The following is a 19,118-nucleotide window of genomic DNA, read 5'->3' as shown; positions in this document are numbered from 1 at the left end:
TGTTCTGCCATGACGATCAAGGTCGCCCTGGTCAACGACTATGAGGTCATTGTTCGTGGACTGGCAAACATGCTGCGCAACTACACGTCCAAGATCGATATCGTCGAGCTGGACGCCAACCGGGAGGTCTCGACCCCGGTCGACATCGTCCTCTACGACACGTTCGGCGACATCGCCGGGCACCGTCAGATCAATGACCTGCTGGCCAATCCAGCAGTTCGTCGAGTCGCTGTCTACGTGTGGAACTTCGGTCCGATCCGGGCCAAGGACGCGATCCGGCGGGGTGCGAGCGGCTATCTGTCCAAGCGGCTGCCGGCCGCTCAGTTGGTCGATTCACTGATCCAGATCCACCACGGCCGTACCGTCGTCGTCGACGCGACACCTGTCGGCGGGAGGACCGCCGGAAGCGCCGACTGGCCGGGGCGAGAGGAAGGTCTTACCGAACGGGAGGCCGAGATGCTCGCCCTGATCACCCGCGGCCTGAGCAATGCCGAGATCGCCGATGTGACGGGTCTGTCACCGAATTCGATCAAGAGCTATATCCGGAGTTGCTACCGGCGGATCGACGTCAGCAATCGGGCCAACGCCGTTCGCTGGGGTGTTCGCCACGGGTTCGAACCTGATCATGTCCGGGTCGTGCAGCCGGATGTCGGATGACGACGTCGATCGAACCGAATCCACCCTGAGGGGTGTATTCGATCCGCTCCGGACGGTGCAGAGTTGGGGGTGACAGTCGCCGACTCACGGCGGCTCGATTGCACGTGACGTACCGTCACCGCAAGAATCTGGGCCCCGGTTCGGAACCGGGGCCCAGATTTTGCCGCGTGGTGCGCAGTTGCCGTGGTCGCCCAGCGGTCAGCAGCGGACCTTGCTCTCCGCCTCACAGTAATCATCAGCCGGACCACCGTCGGCCCGATCGGTATCGCTGCCGCCGATCAACCGATCCCGCCCCCGCTCGCCGTACATGATGTCGTCACCGGCACCACCGTAGAAGGTGTCGCGATTCTCCCCGCCGCGGAACACATCGTCGTGCCGACTCGCCCGATAGATCTGCATCCCACCGAAGCCCGCCTTGGCCGGGTTGCCTACGCACGCCAAACGCCGATCGGCCACATTCGCCCGCGACTCACAATCCCAACTCAGCGTGTCGTCATCCGCACCGCCGGTCAGGGTGGTGTCGATGGGCACCGCCCGTTCGGCCTCCGGGACGCCGTCGATCTTGCTCCGCACCTTGAACAGGTCGTCGCCGGCGCCGCCGGCGACGGTGGTCCTCCGCCCTGAGTAGATGGTTGCGGTGTCGGCTCCCGGCCCGAGTGTGACCTTGACGTCGCTGGCTGCCGCCAGCAGTCGGACCAGATCGTCGCCGTTGCCGGCGTTGATCACATGGCCGCCGCACTGGTCGTCGAGCGTCGGATCGCCGCCCTCGCCGTACTTCAGCACGTCGATCCGGTCGTCTCCGCCGTTGCCGTTGATCGTGCTCGGCTCCTCGGTACACACCAAGGTCAGGTGATCGGGCTTCTCACTGCCGTCGACGTCCAATCGTCCGGACACCTCGTAGTGCTGGAATCCGGAGAAGGAACCGCTGCCGTCGGTGATGGTCTTCGACGTCAGGTCCAGTCGTGGTGTCGCGCCGTCGACGGCCCGGAGGTCGAGCGTGTCGTGACCCGATTCGCCGTTCAGGTCGAAGTCGGCCGCCGCGGCGATCGGGACATGGACGGTGTCATCGCCGGGTCCGGCCCAGACCTTGTCGCTGGTGTCGGAGATGGTGCCGTGGATCCGGTCCGGGCCGTCGCCCCCGGTGATCCGATCCGATCCTGCGCCGCCGACCAGGTAGTCGCCGAGTCCGTGCAGCTGGCTGTCGGAACCCTTCAGGACGTCGTCGCCGGCTTCGCCGAGCATGTTGACGATCGAACCGGCGTTCCGGGCCGAGATCCAGTCGTCGCCGTCGCCGCCGCGGATCCAGCTGTAGTCCTGGACGTCGGCACAGATGGTGTCGTCGCCGCCCTTGGCGTCGTAGTCGTGCTCCCCCGTACCGTTCAGCAGGACGACGTCATCTCCGTCGGTGCCGTAGTCGGTGCCGGTCGATCCCGCGTCCCGGGTCACCGTCTGGGTCACGGTCTGGCCGTTGCAGGTTGCGGCGGCCTGGGCGGGGGCGATCGTGATCGCCGTGTACGGCACGGTGATCAACAAGCCGACTACCAAGGCCGATCCGACACTGGATCCGGGCCGACGACGCATCATGCTCCCCTTCGCGTTTGCGCGTCAGCATAAGACACGCGAGATCGCCACGGAGCGGCCTTTGATCAGGGTCGAAACCTGCACCCGTTCATCCCGATCACCCCGTCACCGGACGAGCTCGCCGGACGTGGGCGGTCACGGGCCAGCAGCGAACCTTGCTCTCCGCCTCGCGGTGATCATCAGCCGGACCATCGTCGGCCCGGTCGGCGTCACTGCCGCCGATCAACCCTGCGCGCTGACTCGGGCCAGCACCTCGGGCCAGGTACGGTCCAGTCGCGCGCCGCCGCGGGCGATACCGACCCGGAGCGCGATCAGACCGCTGATCAATCCGATTCCGATGGCGAGATAGCCCAGCCAGCCGATCCAGTAGGAGGCGATCACCAAGCCGATCGTCGGCAGCCCGATGGCCGCAGTCAGGCCGATGCTGGCACCGGTCGAGGCGAGATTGGCGAAGCCGCCGCTGTTGCCACGCTGAAACGGGTTGGCGCCGGGTGGCGGCACCGGCACCTGCCAGACCGATCCGGCCCAGCAGCCGACCCCGAGGCCGATCAGTCCGAGGCCGATGACCAGGGCCAACACCTGCGGCAGCAGCTGTGGCGTGCCGCTGAAGATCGATGCCGCGACGGTCATGATCACCACGATCGGACCCAGCACCACCGCCGATGCGATCGCCCGCCCGGACCGGTCGGCGGCGCCGCGGACGCCGGTGCTGATGTGGGTCCACAGCGCGCTGCCGTCGTAGGAGATGTCGGTGGTCACCACACTGCCCAACAGCAGCGAGATCAGCACCGGAGCGAACGCGATCAGGGGCTTGTTGCCACCGTCCTGGCTGATCAGCTGCGTGACGATGATGATCAACGGCGCGATGCAGATGCCGCTGATCTGCGCCAGATAGCGTGGGTCCCGCCGCCAGTAGCGCAGGCTGCGGCCGGCGATCGCTCCGGCGGCGTTCGCCGGCAACAGTCGATCGATGCCGCTGCCCGCCGCGACCCGCCGGCTGCCGCCGCCGCTCTCCAACGGCGAGGTCAGGCTCCTGGTCAGGAAGTAGCGCCAGCCGAGCCACAGAGCAGCCAGCAACGCGATCGCGAGCACCAGTTTGATCACCGCGACCAGCACGGCACCGCGGGCGAGTTCGCCCGGGATCGACCAGGCCCAGCCGAACGGCGTCCAGCCCAGTGCCGTCGAGACCCGCTCCAACAACGACCGGAGTGCGGCGAGGCTGAAGTCGCTGGTGGCCCGGGTGATCGCGTTGATCGCCAACCCGATCGTCGCGCCGAACAGCGCCATCGCAACGGCCGCGAAGTCACGGAATCGGCGGGAGGACAGCGCTTGAGAGAAGGCCGCGGTGGCCGTCCGCGCGATCAGGAAACAGGTCGCGACACCGATCGGTACGGTGATCACCGCCGCCATGATCATCAACGGACCCCGGGCCCAGGCCGCCACCGTGCCAAGCGCGATCAGGGTGGTCGCGATCCCCGGCGTGCCGAGCAGACCGGCCAGCAGCAGACCCGGCTGCAGTCGCTTCGCCGGGACCGGCAGCAGCGCGAAGCGGGCCGGGTCGACGGTCTCGTCCGAGCCGAAGACCAGCAGTGACATCATCAGCCAGCCGACGGTCAGCAGCGCGAAGCCGACCGTCGTCAGATCTGCGGTCAGCCAGCCCGGAGCGGACCTCAGCGCGACCAGTCCGATCCACGCGCCGACCACCAGGATCAGGCCGTACGCCATCCCGATGATCAACGCGACGGTTCGCCAGGTGCTGCGCCGCAGGCCGTTGCGGAGCAGGGTCAGCTTCAGTTTCACGATCACGGTGATCATGACGTCACCGCAGCCAGGAGAGGGCTTCGGAGCCACTCGTCCGTTGGGCCTGCAGGGCCGGTCCCCCGACGAGTTCGAGGAACCGCTGTTGCAGCGAGGATCCGGCGCGGACCTCGTCCAAGGTCCCGGCAGCCAACACCTGACCGCCGGCGACGACGGCGAGGCTGTCGCACAGGCTCTCCACCAGTTCCATCACGTGGCTGGACAGCACGACGGTGCCGCCGCTGCGGACGTAGTTGCGCAGGATCCCGCGGATCCCTTCGCCGGAAACCGGGTCGACCGCCTCGAACGGTTCGTCCAAGATCAACAACCGTGGCGCATGGATCAGCGCACAGGCCAATCCGATCTTCTTCGTCATGCCGGCCGAATAGTCGACGACGAGTTGGCCGGCATCGTCGGTCAGCCCGAGTGCGGCCAGCAGTTCGGTCGACCGGACCTCGATGTCGTCCTCCGACACCCCGCGCAGCCGACCGACGTAGCGCAGCAGTTCCCGACCGCTCAGTCGGTCGAACAGCCGCAGCCCGTCGGGCAGCACGCCCATCAACGCCTTGGCAGCCGGCGGATCGCTCCAGACGTCGTGGCCGAGCACCAGGGCCCGGCCGGCGTCGGGCCGGAGCAGGCCGGTGGCCATCGAGAGCGTGGTGGTCTTGCCGGCGCCGTTCGGTCCGACCAGGCCGAAGAGCCGACCGGCCGGCACTCGGAGGTCGAGCCCGCCGACGGCCCGTTTGCTGCCGAAGGTCTTCACCAATCCGCGGAGATCGAGGGCCGCCGGGTCGGTGTGCGGCGGGCCGCCTTGTGACGGGCTCGGGTGTTCGCCGGGCAGGCCCAGGTCGTGCTCTGTGATCATGTCACCATCAAACCTGCCGCGATGGGTCACCGCCCGAGACATTTGTCCTGATTCGGCCGTGACGTTCTCATCCCCGGCTCAACCACGATCGTTCAACCACGATCGCCCCGACCCCGACCCCGATCGCCCGGCCGTCGTTCGGCTGCATCAAGATCAATTCAGCGTACGGACCGCCCTGCCGACGTGTCGCGAGCGCGCGTTAGGATGCGAAAAAGCGTCCACAACCGCTGAGCAATCAACTCACGAGCAAGGGACAAGGACTGAAGATGGCTGCCTACGAGCTTCCCGATCTGCCGTACGACTACGGAGCACTCGAGCCCCATATCTCGGGCAAGATCATGGAACTCCACCATGACAAGCACCACGCCACCTACGTGAAGGCGGTCAACACCGCCCTGGACCAACTCGCCGAAGCCCGCGACAAGAACAGTCTGGGCACCGTCGCCGGCCTGGAGAAGGCCCTGGCCTTCAACCTCGGCGGCCACGTCAACCACTCCGTCTTCTGGCCCAACCTCTCCCCCGACGGCGGCGACAAGCCCACCGGCGAACTCGGCCAGGCCATCGACGAGTTCTTCGGCTCCTTCGACGGCTTCCGCGCCCACTTCGAAGCCACCGCCACCACCATCATGGGATCGGGCTGGGCCATCCTGGCCTGGGACAGCCTCGGCCAACGACTCAACATCGTCCAGCTCTACGACCAGCAGGGCAACCTGCCCATCGCCCAGGTCCCGATCGTGCTGCTGGACATGTGGGAACACGCCTTCTACCTGGACTACCAAAACGTCAAGCCCGACTACGTCAAGGCCTGGTGGAACGTGGTCAACTGGGCCGACGCCCAAGAACGCTTCACCCGCGCCACCCAACAGACCAAGGGCCTGATCATCCCCAACTGATCACGACCTGAGGCCCCCGAGCTTGTCGAAGGGCCGTGAGCCTGTCGAAGGACCGTGGTCCCGACCACCAGATCGGAACCACGGACACAACCCCTCCGACACGCTCAGGGCCCTTTCTTGCGCCATCGGCCGTTCGACAGGCTCAGGGCGCTTGTCCGCTCAGACCGGTGCTGGCACCGAGAGGTGGGTCTCGATCGCGTCCACCGCCGCGGTCGCCCCACCGGCCCGGGCCAGGTCGGTGGCGAAGTCGGCGACCCGGGCGCGGAGCTGCGGATCGTCGGCCACCGCGGTGACCGCATCGCGGAGCTGTTCGGCGGTGACGGTTTCGGTGTCGAGCCGGCGGCCGAGGCCGAGGTCGTCGACCTGCTGGGCGTTCATCTGCTGCTCGGGCATCTGCGGCACCGCGACCAGCGGAACACCCGAAGCCAGCGCCTCCATCGTGGAGTTCATCCCGGTGTGCGAGACGAAGACGTCGGCGTGCCGCAGGACCGCCGGCTGGGGGAAGTAGGGCCGGATCTCGAAATTGTCCGGGATTTCGCCCAGATCGTCGACCTCGGTCGCCCGACCGATCGCCATCGCCACCTGCCAGCGCCCGCCGCCGAAGGCCTCGATGCAGGACCGGAAGAACTCCGGGCGATCGTTGAACGCCGTACCGAGCGAGATGAACAGCAGCGGCCGGTCCGACTCCGCAGGACGCCAGTCGTCGTCGGCCCGGCTGCCCAGGTCGGGGCCGACGAAGACGAATCGATCGTCGAAGGTGTCGGCCTGCGGCTGGAACGCCTTCGGGATGAAGACCAGGTTCAACGCCTCCGGGGTGGCGTCGAAGAACGCCGGCGGCGTCACCCCCTGCTGTTCGGCGAACGCCGCGACCCTTCCGGACGCCGCCCCGATGAGCTCACGCATCCGGGCGAAGCGTTCCGGGCCGCCGTCCTGGCCGGCGAAGCCGCTCATCATCGCCTGCCGCGGCGAGTAGCGTTCGTTGGACGCGTACGACGGGTTGTAGGCGATCCCGGGCACGTCCAGCTTTTCGATCAGCATCGGAGCGGTGCTGAACATGTTGTCGTAACAGATGGCATCGACCGGGTCGGCCGACCAGGCAGCGGCCACCGGTTCGAAGGCGGCCAACGCATCGTCGATCATGGTCTGCATCCGACCGGCCATCCGGGCCGGATCGGTGCCACGCATCGCCGGGATCGGGCTCCCCGGGATGGTCAGAGCTGTGGCGCCGGCTCCCTCGACGGCGGCCACGAATTCTTCGGTGATGGCATAGCTGACCCGATGGCCACGGCGCACCAACTCCTCGACGATGGGGAGGGTGGGGTTGACGTGGCCGTGTCCGGGGAAGCTCAGAAAGCCGATGTGCATGAGGGATCCTTGTCTTCATGTCGGGGGAATGAGACGCGGACCAGAGTATGAGTGAGCACTCACTCACTCAACTGGTTTCAGGGAGGGCTCAGGCTTCGGCCGTCACGTGCCACGGAGCGAGCCTCCCCGTGCCACGGAGCGAGCGGTCGGTCATCGACCTGGGTGCACTTGCTACCTTCGGCTGGTCCGACTGTAGCCAGCCCCAGCCCGGCCTCGATGAGTGGGCACCGATGAAGGTGGAACTGATGAGCGTTGACCATCCCGCCGGCGTCCGTCCGGCGCAGGCCCGGGGACCGCGGCAGATCATCGCCGCGTCCATCGGCAACCTCGCCGAGTGGTACGACTGGTACGTCTACAGCTTCCTGACCGCCTACTTCGCCCCGCAGATCTTCCCCGGGCACGACCGGTTGGCGCAGACGCTGAGTTCGTTCGCGGTGTTCGCCGTCGGCTTCTTCCTGCGCCCGATCGGCGGCCTGGTCGTCGGGGCACTGGCCGATCGCTGGGGCCGGCGGAACACGCTGACCCTGACGATCCTGGCGATGGGTGCGGCCAGCCTGATCATCGCGGTGGTGCCGACCTATTCCTCGATCGGGATCGGAGCCCCGATCATCCTGGTCTTCGCCCGGCTGGTGTCCGGGTTGTCGATCGGCGGCGAGTTCGCGGCCAACACCACCTTCCTGGTGGAGTCGGCCCCGGAGGGCAGGCGTGGCTTCTACTCCTCCTTCCAGTACGTCTCCACCACCATCGGGCAGCTGATCGCGTCCGGGTTGTCGGCGATCCTGGTCGGCACCCTCAGCGACGACGCGATGAACAGTTGGGGCTGGCGGATCGGCTTCGTGGTCGGCGGCCTGATCGCCCTGGTCGGCCTGTGGATTCGCCGCAGCGCGGTCGAGACCCACGCTCCCAGCGCCGAACGCCGGCCGGGTCTGTTCGAGGCGATCGTCCGCTACCCGAAACAGTCGCTGATGATCATCGGCGTCACCGTCGCCGGCACCATCAGCTACTACACCTGGACGACCTACCTGCCCAACTACGCCGAGCAGAACAAGTTCGACCCGGGCAAGGCGTTGATCATCTCGACGATCTCGCTGGCCTTCTTCACCCTGCTGCAGCCGGTGGCCGGTGCGCTCAGCGACCGGATCGGCCGCAAGCCGCTGTTGATCATCTTTTCCGGCGCGTTCGCGCTCGGAATCGTCCCGGCGCTGGCGTTGATCAGGTCGGGACCGTCGTTCGCCGGCTATCTCGCGATCAGCCTGCTCGGGATGATTCTGCTCAGTGGCTTCACGTCGATCAGCGCCGCCGTCAATGCCGAGATCATTCCCGGTCACGTCCGCGCGGCAGGGATCGGTTTCCCGTACTCGCTGACCGTCGCACTCTTCGGCGGCACCGCGCCGGTGATCGGCACCGCGATGGCCAAGGCCGGCCATGCCGGCCTCTTCGGCTGGTGGGTGGCGGTGCTCTGTGTGGTCTCGCTGGTGGTCTATCTGATCATGCCGGAGACCCATCGGCGTCCGTTGCAGGAGTGACCGTCGCTCGTCCTAGTGGCGCGTTGCCGAAATTTGTTGACGTTTCGCGGCGCCCAGGCACGCACATCGCGGCGTTGGCGATCGCTCGACATACGCCCGGTATGCCTTCGCGACGCCGCCTTGCGCTGCACGCACCTGGACACCGCCAAACGTCAACCTATTTCAGCAACACACCACTAGTGTCCTGCACCCGAAATCCGTTGCAGAAGTCGGGCGGCTGAAGTGGTGAGCTGCAAGGCGGAGGAGGTGCGCATGCCGGGTGCATGTAAGCCACCTGGCTTCGCAGCAGATTGTCGCTTCAGGCGTTCGAATTATGTGACGGATTTCGAGGGCTGGACACTAGCAGCCGTTTCACGGTGTCGATCGTGTCCGCCTGATCGGGGGTCTTGTCCTCCCGGTAGCGCAACACCCGGGCGAACCGCAGCGCCACCCCACCGGGGTAGCGCGGCGAGGTCTGCAGTCCGTCGCAGGCGATCTCGACGACCACCTCCGGCCGCAGTGAGACGACGCCGGTGGTCCGGCCGGTCTCCAGTTCCAGGAATCGTTGGGTCTGCCAGGTCAACATCTCATCGGTCAGCCCCTTGAACGTCTTGCCGAGCATCACCAGTCCCCCGGTCCGCTCGTCACGCGCGGCCAGATGCAAGTTGGACAGCCAGCCGCGGCGCCGGCCGTGGCCCCACTCGGCGGCGGTGACCACCAGGTCGAAGGTGTGCCGCGGCTTCACCTTGATCCAGCCCGCGTCCCGCCTGCCGGCGGCATAGCCCGAGGTCGGGTTCTTGATCACCACACCTTCGAAGCCCTGCTCGACGACATCACGGTAGAAGGATTCGACCTCCTCGGGCTGCTCGGTCCGCAGCCGCGGCACCAACAGCTCGGCCGGCAGCATCTCGGTCATGGTGGCGTCCCGCTGCTGCAGCGGTTCGTCCAACAGATCATGATCACCGATCCGGAGCAGGTCGAAGAAGTAGGCCCGCAACGGCAACCGCTGCTGTCCCTGCTCTGCTCTGGTGGCCGCGCTGGACGCGATCTCCTGGAAGGCCTCCGGAGTGCCGTCGGGACGCAGCGCCAGCGCCTCTCCGTCGAGCACGAGTTGATCATGCGGCAACGCGGCGACGGCGGCGACGATCTGCGGCATCCGGTCGGTGATCTCGTCCAGGCTGCGGCTGTAGATCTTGACGGTCGGGCCGTCCTTGTGGACCTGCACCCGGACCCCGTCCAGCTTGGCATCGACGACGACCGACGGCCCGGTCTTGCCGATCGCGGCAGCGGTGTCCGGCGCACTGGCGGCCAGCATCGGCTGCACCGCAACCCCGACGGCCAACTGCACCGCCCGCAAAGCGCTCTCGCCACCGGTCGACAGCTGTTCGGCGGCGTCGGCGGTCGACCCGAGCAGCATCGCAGCCCGGGCCACCAGCTGCCGCGGCACCCCGTACGCCGCGGCCAACCCGTCCTGGACCGCCGACTCCAGCGCACCCTGGCGCAGCTCGCCGAAGATCAGACCGCGCAGCAACTGCTGCTCCTGGGCCGTCGCGCGAGCGAACAGGGCGGCGACCCGCTGCTGCCTCCGGCCCGCCGATCCGGGGCCGGACAGCTCGGCGATCCCGGCCAGCTCGGCGTCCACCGCTGCCACGGTCAGCGTCGGCGTGTCAGCCGGCTCCGGGAGCTGCTGTACGGTCCGCCATCCGATGCCGGTCCGTCGCTGGCGCAGCGAGCCGGACAGATAGCTCACCACCGTCCGGACGTCGTCGGTCCCGGTCTCGGTCAACACGCCGGCGATGATGTCCCGCTTGGCGTTGCGCGACCGGGTTGCGCCGAGGTCCCGCCAGGCGGTCACCAGACGGTCCAGCGCCACCGGGCCCCTCGGCAACACAGGCGGGGGCAACACGGTTGGGGGCGTCTCCGGTCCGGTACTCATGAAACGATTCTTGCCGGTGCCGCAGACAGTTCGTCGGCAGTTCTTGGTAACGAATCCGCAAGATGACGTTGACAACCGAACCGCTTCAGTGATGATGGACCCACGACGGCGTGCGGTCCAGCGACCGGCAGGCCGAAGACATCTGAACTACGGGGTTCTCGGCCGCTCGCCGGTCGGTGTTCAAGGAGGAACACAACAATGACGTTACCCAGCGACCCGATCCATCCGGGGGAAGGCGACAACGCGTCGCCGTTCGAGGTCACCGCTGCCAGCACACCGTCGACGAACCGTCGCCGATTCCTCGCGTTGGGCGGCCTGGCCGTGGGCGCGGTGATGACGACCGGGGTCGCAGCCGGTTGTGGCACAGCACAGACCGGCAACAGCAGCGGCAAGGGCTCGGCCGGCGCGGCGGGGCGCAAGGGTGCGGCCGGTGACACCTTCTTCATCGCCGGCTTCCAGTGGGATCCGCCGAAGTCGTTCAACCCGCTCAACCCGTCGCCGACCTGGCCGGCCGGGATGGGGCAGAGTCAGTTGATCTTCGAGTCCCTGGTCCGGTTCAACATGCTGGACGGCAGCCTGCAGCCCGGCCTGGGCAAGGAACTGAAGGAAGTCGACAAGCGGACCTTGGAGGTCCCGCTGCAGGACGGCACCAAGTGGCAGGACGGTGAGGATCTCACCGCCGACGACGTCAAGTTCACCTTCGACCTGGGCAAGAAGGAATCGGTCTCCTACTCCAACGTCTGGGAGTACCTGCAGGAGGTCAAGGTCGTCGACGACCGGACCGTGCAGTTCATCGCCAAGGCCAAACCGCTCAATCTGCTGGCGATCAAGAACGCCATTGCCGGCACCACCATCCTGCCCCAGCACAAGTTCGAGGCAGCTGCCGCCAAGGGCAAGGCGGCCGCCGAGACCTACCTGGAGGACCCGGTCGGCAGCGGACCGTTCAAGGTCAAGCTGGCCGATCAGACCCAGGTCGTGCTGACCCGGTTCGACGGCTACTGGGGCAAGACCGTCTTCGGTACGCCGCCGATGAAGACGATCACGCACCCGATCTTCAAGAGCAACCAGGACGGCGACCTGAAGCTGGAGAGCGGTGAGATCGACGCCAGCCAGCAGTTCACCGCGCAGATCTGGAAGATGTGGGAGGACAAGAAGAAGCCGGTCGGCACCTGGCTGAAGGAGAAGCCCTACTACCTGCCCGGCAACATCCCGCTGCTGCAGATCAACGTCAAGAAGAAGGGCCTGAGCGACCCGAAGGTCCGACTGGCGATCGCCTACGCCATCGACACCCCGAACATCGTGGCCACCGCGATGTCGTCCTATTCCGATGTCCCCAAGGCCAGCCTGATCCTGCCGACCGGCTTCGAGGAGAAGTATTTCGACAACGACGGTGTGGAGGCCGAGGGTTGGAAGTACGACCCGGAGAAGGCGAAGTCGATCCTGGAAGATGATCTTGGCGCCACCAAGGGCAGCGACGGGATCTACAAGCTCAAGGACGGCACCCGGCTCGGCCCGTACACCTTGATCACGCCGACCGGCTGGACCGACTGGAACACCGCCTGCGAGATCGCCGCCAAGAGCCTGAAGGCCGTCGGCATCGAGGTCAAGACCCAGTTCCCGCAGGCCGCCAACGTGACCACCAATGTGCAGAACGGCAACTTCGACATGGCCTGCTGGAGCGCGTCCGGCGTCAGCCCGGCCAGTCCCTGGAGCCGACTCCGCGACGTGCTGGACGATCGGGTCGGCGCCGCGATCGGCAAGACCGCCTTTGCCAACTACACCCGCTTCTCCCATCCCGACATCGCGGGCCTGCTGGACGATGCGGCCGAAGCGGCCGACGACGAGGCTCGCAAGAAGGCCTACGCCGGGATCGAGAAGATCTACCGGCAGGAGGTGCCGGTGATCCCGTTGATGTACCGCCCGTTGGAGTTCTACGAGTTCAACGAGTCCACCTGGACCAACTTCCCGACCGAGAAGAACCCGTACGCACCGCCGCAGTGGGGTGGCGCCGGGATCGCCTGGATGTTCAAGATCAAGAAGGCCGGAAGCTGATCGCCCGATGGACTTCGCCAAATACCTCGGCCGGAAGGCGATCTGGTATCTGATCGCCCTGGTCGTCGCCCTGTTGCTGAACTTCCTGCTGCCCCGGCTGATCCCGGGCAATCCGGTTGACGCGATCGTCAGCCAGATGGCCCGGGGCGGCGGGGCGAGCGGCGAGCAGATGAAGACGATCTACGCCCACTACATGCAGCAGTTCGGCCTGGACAAACCGATGTGGCAGCAGTTCTTCATCTATCTCAACCAACTGGCGCACGGCGATCTCGGCACCTCGTTCGGGCAGTACCCGGCCAGCGTCAATTCACTGGTCGGCAAGGCGTTGCCGTGGAGCATCGTGATCCAACTGCCGGCCATCCTGATCGGCTGGATCGTCGGCAACCTGCTGGGCGCGGTCGCCGCCTACCGGGGCGGCTGGTTCGACCGCGGCGCGTTCGTCGGGTCGGTGTTCGCGACGTCGATGCCGTACTACTGCCTGGCGATCCTGCTGCTCTACATCGTCGGGGTGAAGATGGGCATCCTGCCGGTCGGTCAGGCGTACACCCTGGGGCTCGTACCGGAACCGACGTTGGCCTTCTTCGGTGATGCGATCACCTACTGGTGGTTACCGTTCTGGTCGCTGGTGATCGTCTTCATCGGCGGCCAGGCGGTTGGCATGCGGTCGATGGCGATCTACGAGCTCGGCTCGGACTACGTCAACTACGGCCGCGGTCTGGGACTGGGCGACAACACGATCGTCCGCTACATCTTCCGGAACGCGATGCTGCCGCAGGTCACCGGACTCGCGCTGTCGATCGGCGGCCTGGTCGGCGGCGCGTTGATCACCGAGCTGGTGTTCTCCTATCCCGGTGTCGGGTCGTTGCTGTTCAGTGCGATCAACACCAGCGACTATCCGGTGATCCAGGCCATCACCTTGATCATCACGCTGGCGGTGCTGGCCGCGAACTTCTGTGTCGAGGTGGTCTACGGGATCATCGATCCGCGGATCCGAGCCGCTCACAGCGGGGAAAGGTAAGGAGGCCCGGAGATGAAGTTGATCAATCTCACTCCCCGCTTCTGGGTCGCGGCGGCACTGGTCGCCTTCACCCTGCTGCTCGGCCTGATCGGACCGTTGGTGATCCGTACCGATCCGAATGCGGTGATCGGCGGCCTGTACGACAAGCCGAACTTCGACTCGGTCGCGATGTGGCTCGGCACCGACAACGAGGGTCAGAGCGTGATCGCCAATCTGACCAACGGTGTCCGCACTTCGCTGATGGTCGGCCTGATCGCCGGTGCGGTCTCCACCGTGATCGGCCTGGTGATCGGGCTGATCGCCGGCTTCCAGGGCGGCTGGGTGGACGACGTGCTGATGGGGGTCACCAACATCGCGTTGGCGATCCCGTCGATCGTGGTCGTCATCCTGCTCGCGGTCGCGGTCAACGGCAGTACCTCGTTCACGCTGGCGATGGTGATCGGTGTCACCGGCTGGCCGTGGACCGCCCGCGCCGTCCGCGCCCAGGCCACCAGCGTCCGCAACCGGGAGCACATCGACGTCGCGCGACTGTCCGGCGCACGCTGGGGCAGCATCCTGGGCTGGGACGTGCTGCCCTACCTGCTCAGCTATGTCGCGATGGCGTTCGTGCTGCAGGTCTCCGGCGCGATCCTCGCCGAAGCTGCGTTGTCGATGCTCGGCCTCGGCCCGTCCGGCGCAGTGAGTCTCGGCATCATGCTGCACTGGTCGCTGGCCTGGGGTTCGGTCCGGACCGGCGCCTGGTGGGCGTTCCTGCCGCCGACGATCATGCTGACCCTGATCGCGTTCGCGCTGTTGCTGCTGCAGTCAAGTCTCGACGAGGTGTTCAATCCGCGGCTGCGCCGCGGCCGGTCCAAGCGTCGGCTGTCCGGTGCCGGGGCCGCCGCCCCGATCGTGAACCCGACCGAACCCGTACTGGAAGGTGATCGCGGATGACCCGCCTGTTGGAGGCCCGCGGGCTGGAGGCGGCCTACTACACCCCCGACGGCAGCCGAGTGGTCGCGGTCGACGACGTCTCGCTGGAGATCAACGACGGCGAGGTGCTCGGCATCGCCGGCGAGTCCGGCTGCGGCAAGTCCACCCTGGGCGCGATCCTGTCGCTGACCGCGCGGGATCCGTTGCGGGTCGAGCAGGGCACCTTGATCGTCGACGGCCAGCAGCAGGTGCTCGGACCGCGGTCCCGGGTGCCGCGGACCTGGCGTGGTTCGGTGGTGTCGTTGCTGCCGCAGGGCGCGATGAATTCGATCAGCCCGACGATGCGGGTCCGGGACCTGGTCTTCGACGTGATGCGGGCTCACGATCGCGGCGTCAAACGCTCCGACGCCCTGGACCGCGCCCGCGACCGGTTCGCCGAACTCGACCTTCCGGTCCGAGCGCTGGACGCCTACCCGCATCAGCTGTCCGGTGGCATGAAGCAGCGGGTGGTGACGGTGGTGTCCACCCTGCTGAATCCGCGGCTGCTGATCGCCGACGAGCCGACCTCGGCGCTGGACGTGTCCAGCCAGAAGGCCCTGATCGACATGCTGCTGCAGATGTTGGAGAACAAGATCATGTCCGGCGTGGTGTTCATCACCCATGACCTGCCGGTGCTGCGGACGGTGTCGGACCGGATCGCGGTGATGTATGCCGGCAAGATCGCCGAGATCGGCGATGCCGAGGAGATCGCGACCGCTCCCCGACATCCGTACTCCGCTGCCCTGTTGAATTCGGTGCTGGTGCCCGAACCGTCGTTCCGGCGCAAGCGGGTCAAGGGGATCCCGGGGTCACCGCCGAACCTGCTGCATCCACCGGACGGCTGTCGCTTCCACCCACGGTGCGGGTTGGCCACCGACGCCTGCCGGACGAAACAGCCTCCGCAGGTCGGCGACGAACTGCGCTTCTCGGCCTGCTTCTGGTCGGCCGAACATCCCGGCGAGACCGTGCCGACCGACCGGGTGATCCCGATCGAGGAGCCGACCATGATCAGTCCCCAGCACGCTGCAGGCCAGGAGCCCGATGATCATGATCGACTGCTCGGCACCGAGTCGCTCAGCACGGATTCGGGGGTGGCACGATGACCGAGCCGACCGTGCTCTTCCGCGGCACCGGTGTGACCCGCAACTTCGGGCGTGGGAAACATCTGGTGGAGGCGGTCAAGAAGGTCAATTTCTCCCTGGGTCAGGGCCAGATCACCACCGTCGTCGGCGAGAGCGGCTCGGGCAAGTCGACGCTGGCCCGGATGGTGCTGCGGCTGCTGCCGACCACCGAGGGGCTGCTGGAGTTCGACGGCAGGGACGTCACCACCATCACCGGGCCGGAGCGGGCGGCGTACTGGCGTGACGTGCAGGCGGTCTTCCAGGACCCGTTCAGCTCGTTCAATCAGTTCTTCACCGTCCGCCGGCTGCTCAGCCGGTCGTTCCGGCTGATCGGCAGCGCCGCGGCGGGCCGGGACCGCATGGAAGAGGCACTCGGCCACGTCGGGCTGTCCGGCGCCGACGTCCTCGACCGGTTCCCGCACCAGCTGTCCGGCGGTCAGCGGCAGCGGGTGATGATCGCCCGGGCGCTGATGATGCGGCCGAAGCTGTTGGTCGCCGACGAGGCGACCTCGATGCTGGACGCGTCGCTGCGGGTGAACATCCTGAACGTATTGACCGACCTGCGTGACGAGCTCGGGATGACGATCCTGTTCATCACCCACGACATCGGTCAGGCCTGCTACATCGCCGATCAGGTGCTGGTGATGGAGCAGGGTGAGATGGTCGAACAGGGCGCGGCCGATCAGGTGATCTTCGATCCGCAACACGAATACACCCGGCGGCTGCTCAGCGACGTGCCGCGGCTGACCGATCAGTCGGCCGGCTGATCACTGCGCCGCGAGCACCCGATCGACCACATCGGCAGCAGCGGGCGCGCCGCCGGCGGCATCCATCTCGGCACGCATCCAGTCGAGTCGATCGCGGATGCCGTCGTCGTCGGCGGTGGCCTCGACGGCCGACCAGAGGGTGGGGGCGTCCAGTCGGTCGGGATCGAGGGCGACGCCGAGGCCGAGTTCGGCGATCCGATCGGCGTTGGCCCGCTGCTCGGCCATCTGCGGCAGGGCGATCAACGGCACCCCGGCCCTCAGGCCCTCCATGGTGCCGCCCATCCCGGCGTGGGTGACGAAGGCCCGGGCATGGCGGAGCACTGCCAGCTGCGGGAGTCGCGGCTGGACCTCGACGTTGTCCGGGATCGGGCCGAGGTCAGCGGCGGTGACCCGGTCGCCGATCGACATCACCACCTGCCACGGCCGGTCGGCGGCGGATGCGATGATCATCCGGTAGATGTCGGGTCGGGCGTTGTAGGAGCTGCCGAGCGAGACCAACAGCACCGGGTGTTCGGCCCCCACCTCGTGATGAGCACCGGCCGGCTGCCAGTCGCCCTGGAAGGCGCGGTCGGTGAGGCAGGGACCGACGAAGTCCCAGCCGTCGAACGTGTCGCCGCGATATTGGAAGGCTCGTGGCACGGTGACGATCCGGGCCGCGGCCGTCGTGCCCTGCATGAAGTCGCCGACCCGGTCGATCCCCTGGCTGCGCAGGTAACGGCCGATCCGCAGCATCTGCCAGAGGAATCGCGGGTCGACCGGATTGATCTTGGTGTAGGCGTTCATCGACCAGTGCCGGTTGCTGACCAGGTTGGGCAACGTCTCCACCGCCGGCAGCTGCCACCGGTGGGCCAGGATCCTGCCCCACCAGGTGAGCGTTCCGTCGTGCAGCACCAGGTCGGGTTTCGGTGCCTGCCCCAGCGTCGACACCATCGCCTTGGTCTCGTCCAGCAGCAGGCCCATCGCCCGGAGGAACTCCCGTCCGTGCATCTGCGGTGGTTGTCCGCCCAGTTGCTCCCAGGTCGAAGTCACCGGCTCGAAGCGGGCACCGGTCTCGGCGATCCGGTCACCGAATTCGGCCGGAGCCCAGAACCTGACCCGATGGTGGCGCCGGACGAGTTCGGCGACGATCCCCAGCATCGGATTGACATGACCGGCACCGAGCGGTCCGTAGGCGTGAATGGTGGCCACGGTCGGCCAGCGTAGCCAGGTCGGGGAGCTCACCAGGGTGCCTGCCGGCGGGGAGCCGTTCAGTCGGTTGTGGTCAACCGCGGTTGCAGGAAGCGACGTGCGCGATGGATCCGCGCCTGGACGGTGCCGAGCGGGGCCTCCTCCCGGGCGGCGATCTCGGCGTAGCTGAGCGCGGCGAGGTCCCGCAGCACAAAGGATCGGGCCTGCTCGGGGTGATCCCGCTCGAGTTCGTCCAGCGCCTCCAACAGGTCCAGCCGGGAACCGGCGATCACGCTGGTGGTGCGCGGGTCGGGCCGCTCCGGGACCGTCTCGGCCGCAGCCTCCGACCGTTGTTTCAGGCGGCGGTAGGTGCTCCAGGCGGAGTTCGCGGCGATCGTCGACACCCAGCCGGGAAAGGAGCCGGTGCCGCGATAGCCGTCGAGGTTCTCGGTGATCGCGAGCATCGCGTCCTGAGCGGCTTCCTCGGCGTCCTGGCGGCAGGGCAGCATCCGGGCACAACGCCTGGTCACCAGCGGTTCGACGGCGGTCAGCAGGCGTTCGAGAGCGGCGGTGTCGCCGTCGACGGCTGCCGCCCGCAGCCGTTCCAGCTCGTCAGCTTCGGCCGGCCGGTCGGTGTCCATCAGACCATCCTCCTGGCTGCCTGGGTCAGCAACGGCTCGAACTGGACGGTGCTCGCCGGGTCGCTGCTCGGGGAGGTCAGCAACAGGTAGACCACCCGATCGTCGACCCGGGCGACGGCCACCGTGCCCCGATCGGCGCGATCCGGCACGACCGAATCGTGCGGAATCTTCAGCTGCCACCAGCGCGTCTCGTCGACGCCGCCGAGCCGCGGCTGATGCAGCTGGGTCGGCTCGGCCTGCCGCTCGGAGCCGGCCGTCTGGCAGTCGGCGACCGTCTCGGTCAGGTCGTCGAAACGCTCCTCGGCGGCGGCCGTCGAGTCGTGCCGCTGGACGAGTTCGACGGCATGGGTCTGCAGTCCCTGGTATTCGGCAGCGTAAATCTCCTCCGCCTCGGCACCGAGCTTCTTCGGTGCCACGCACAGGGCTGGCAGGTCTTTGGCCGCGCTGTCGTACAGCGCGGTCTGGTCGGCCTTGCCCCAGCCGAACCGACGGAACTCGTCGGGCTGCAGCAGCGCTGCCCGGGTGAACGGCGGATCCTCACCGGCGGGCGTCGAGGCTGCGCCGTCGGACGGCGACGGCTTCGCCGAGGGCTTCGGCGCCCCGGTCGTGGGGCCGGGGCTGGTTCCGCCGGTGCCGGGACCACCTCCGGTCGTCGGCAGCGGCGCGATCAGGAAGCCGGTCACGCCGACGGCAAGACCGACCACGACTGCGATCAGCCACAGCGCCGGGCCGGTGCGGATCCATCGGGGCGTCGAGCTCATCGCGGGCGATCCACCTCCGGCTGGTTCTGGTCACTGGTCAG

16 protein-coding genes are annotated in these 19,118 nt (G+C 67.3%); 8 read left to right on the top strand and 8 right to left on the bottom strand.

Annotated features, from left to right (window positions below; all coding sequences use genetic code 11):
* The first annotated feature begins 9 nt into the window (after positions 1-9).
* On the top strand, positions 10-657 hold the full coding sequence (locus BLU38_RS18835; RefSeq protein ID WP_091527000.1) for a helix-turn-helix transcriptional regulator: 648 nt from the start codon (positions 10-12) through the stop codon (positions 655-657).
* Positions 658-855: 198 nt separating this feature from the next.
* On the opposite strand, the gene BLU38_RS18830 is transcribed toward BLU38_RS18835, so the two are convergent.
* The 3 genes from BLU38_RS18830 to BLU38_RS18820 all read right to left on the bottom strand — a co-directional run bounded on the left by BLU38_RS18830 (position 856) and on the right by BLU38_RS18820 (position 4,900).
* Positions 856-2,202, bottom strand: coding sequence for a calcium-binding protein (locus tag BLU38_RS18830; RefSeq protein ID WP_172836179.1), 1,347 nt, complete (start codon positions 2,200-2,202; stop codon positions 856-858).
* Positions 2,203-2,460: 258 nt separating this feature from the next.
* Positions 2,461-4,053 (bottom strand): hypothetical protein, encoded by a 1,593-nt coding sequence (locus BLU38_RS18825; protein WP_091526998.1) that lies wholly within the window; start codon positions 4,051-4,053, stop codon positions 2,461-2,463.
* Positions 4,054-4,057: 4 nt separating this feature from the next.
* Positions 4,058-4,900 carry an ABC transporter ATP-binding protein gene (locus tag BLU38_RS18820; protein ID WP_091526997.1) on the bottom strand — a complete coding sequence of 281 codons (843 nt, stop codon included), beginning with the start codon at positions 4,898-4,900 and terminating at the stop codon, positions 4,058-4,060.
* Between the two features lie 266 nt (positions 4,901-5,166).
* Here BLU38_RS18820 and BLU38_RS18815 point away from each other — a divergent pair, with 266 nt between their 5' ends.
* Positions 5,167-5,793, top strand: coding sequence for a superoxide dismutase (locus BLU38_RS18815; protein WP_091526996.1), 627 nt, complete (start codon positions 5,167-5,169; stop codon positions 5,791-5,793).
* Positions 5,794-5,952: 159 nt separating this feature from the next.
* On the opposite strand, the gene BLU38_RS18810 is transcribed toward BLU38_RS18815, so the two are convergent.
* Positions 5,953-7,158, bottom strand: a complete 1,206-nt coding sequence (locus BLU38_RS18810) for a macrolide family glycosyltransferase (RefSeq protein WP_091526995.1) — start codon at positions 7,156-7,158, stop codon at positions 5,953-5,955.
* 245 nt (positions 7,159-7,403) lie between these two features.
* On the opposite strand from BLU38_RS18810, the gene BLU38_RS18805 reads away from it, so the two are divergent.
* Entirely contained in the window at positions 7,404-8,684 is a 1,281-nt protein-coding gene (locus BLU38_RS18805; RefSeq protein WP_091532757.1) for an MFS transporter, read from the top strand.
* Positions 8,685-8,982: 298 nt separating this feature from the next.
* Here the strand turns inward: BLU38_RS18805 and BLU38_RS18800 are convergent, their stop codons facing one another.
* Entirely contained in the window at positions 8,983-10,599 is a 1,617-nt protein-coding gene (locus BLU38_RS18800; RefSeq protein ID WP_091526994.1) for an ATP-dependent DNA ligase, read from the bottom strand.
* 198 nt (positions 10,600-10,797) lie between these two features.
* Between BLU38_RS18800 and BLU38_RS18795 the strand changes: the two genes are divergently transcribed.
* From BLU38_RS18795 to BLU38_RS18775, 5 genes are read left to right on the top strand one after another with little or no spacing between them, the layout of a single operon-like run.
* On the top strand, positions 10,798-12,651 hold the full coding sequence (locus tag BLU38_RS18795; protein WP_091526993.1) for an ABC transporter substrate-binding protein: 1,854 nt from the start codon (positions 10,798-10,800) through the stop codon (positions 12,649-12,651).
* A 7-nt stretch (positions 12,652-12,658) separates the two neighbouring features.
* Positions 12,659-13,669: an ABC transporter permease gene (locus tag BLU38_RS18790; protein ID WP_091526992.1), complete on the top strand. Its 1,011-nt coding sequence runs from the start codon at positions 12,659-12,661 to the stop codon at positions 13,667-13,669.
* Positions 13,670-13,681: 12 nt separating this feature from the next.
* Complete coding sequence (locus BLU38_RS18785) at positions 13,682-14,602, top strand: ABC transporter permease (RefSeq protein ID WP_091526991.1); 921 nt, start codon at positions 13,682-13,684, stop codon at positions 14,600-14,602.
* A complete protein-coding gene (locus tag BLU38_RS18780) occupies positions 14,599-15,723 on the top strand; it encodes an ABC transporter ATP-binding protein (protein ID WP_091526990.1) in 1,125 nt (374 codons plus the stop codon). Before BLU38_RS18785 ends, BLU38_RS18780 begins: the two co-directional genes overlap by 4 nt.
* Positions 15,720-16,508: an ABC transporter ATP-binding protein gene (locus tag BLU38_RS18775; protein ID WP_091526989.1), complete on the top strand. Its 789-nt coding sequence runs from the start codon at positions 15,720-15,722 to the stop codon at positions 16,506-16,508. The genes BLU38_RS18780 and BLU38_RS18775 overlap by 4 nt, the downstream gene beginning before the upstream one ends.
* Here the strand turns inward: BLU38_RS18775 and BLU38_RS18770 are convergent, their stop codons facing one another.
* The 3 genes from BLU38_RS18770 to BLU38_RS18760 are packed head-to-tail and all read right to left on the bottom strand — an operon-like array spanning position 16,509 to position 19,077.
* Positions 16,509-17,696 carry a macrolide family glycosyltransferase gene (locus BLU38_RS18770; RefSeq protein WP_091532755.1) on the bottom strand — a complete coding sequence of 396 codons (1,188 nt, stop codon included), beginning with the start codon at positions 17,694-17,696 and terminating at the stop codon, positions 16,509-16,511.
* A 59-nt stretch (positions 17,697-17,755) separates the two neighbouring features.
* Positions 17,756-18,316 carry an RNA polymerase sigma factor gene (locus BLU38_RS18765; RefSeq protein ID WP_091526988.1) on the bottom strand — a complete coding sequence of 187 codons (561 nt, stop codon included), beginning with the start codon at positions 18,314-18,316 and terminating at the stop codon, positions 17,756-17,758.
* Positions 18,316-19,077, bottom strand: a complete 762-nt coding sequence (locus BLU38_RS18760; protein ID WP_091526987.1) for a hypothetical protein — start codon at positions 19,075-19,077, stop codon at positions 18,316-18,318. The genes BLU38_RS18765 and BLU38_RS18760 overlap by 1 nt, the downstream gene beginning before the upstream one ends.
* Between the last annotated feature and the right edge of the window lie 41 nt (positions 19,078-19,118).

It is taken from the genome of Microlunatus soli (genome assembly GCF_900105385.1).
In the GTDB taxonomy this organism is placed as follows: domain Bacteria; phylum Actinomycetota; class Actinomycetes; order Propionibacteriales; family Propionibacteriaceae; genus Microlunatus; species Microlunatus soli.
The sequence above is the reverse complement of the archived record's forward strand: the minus strand, read 5'-3'. Positions and strand labels throughout refer to the sequence as shown.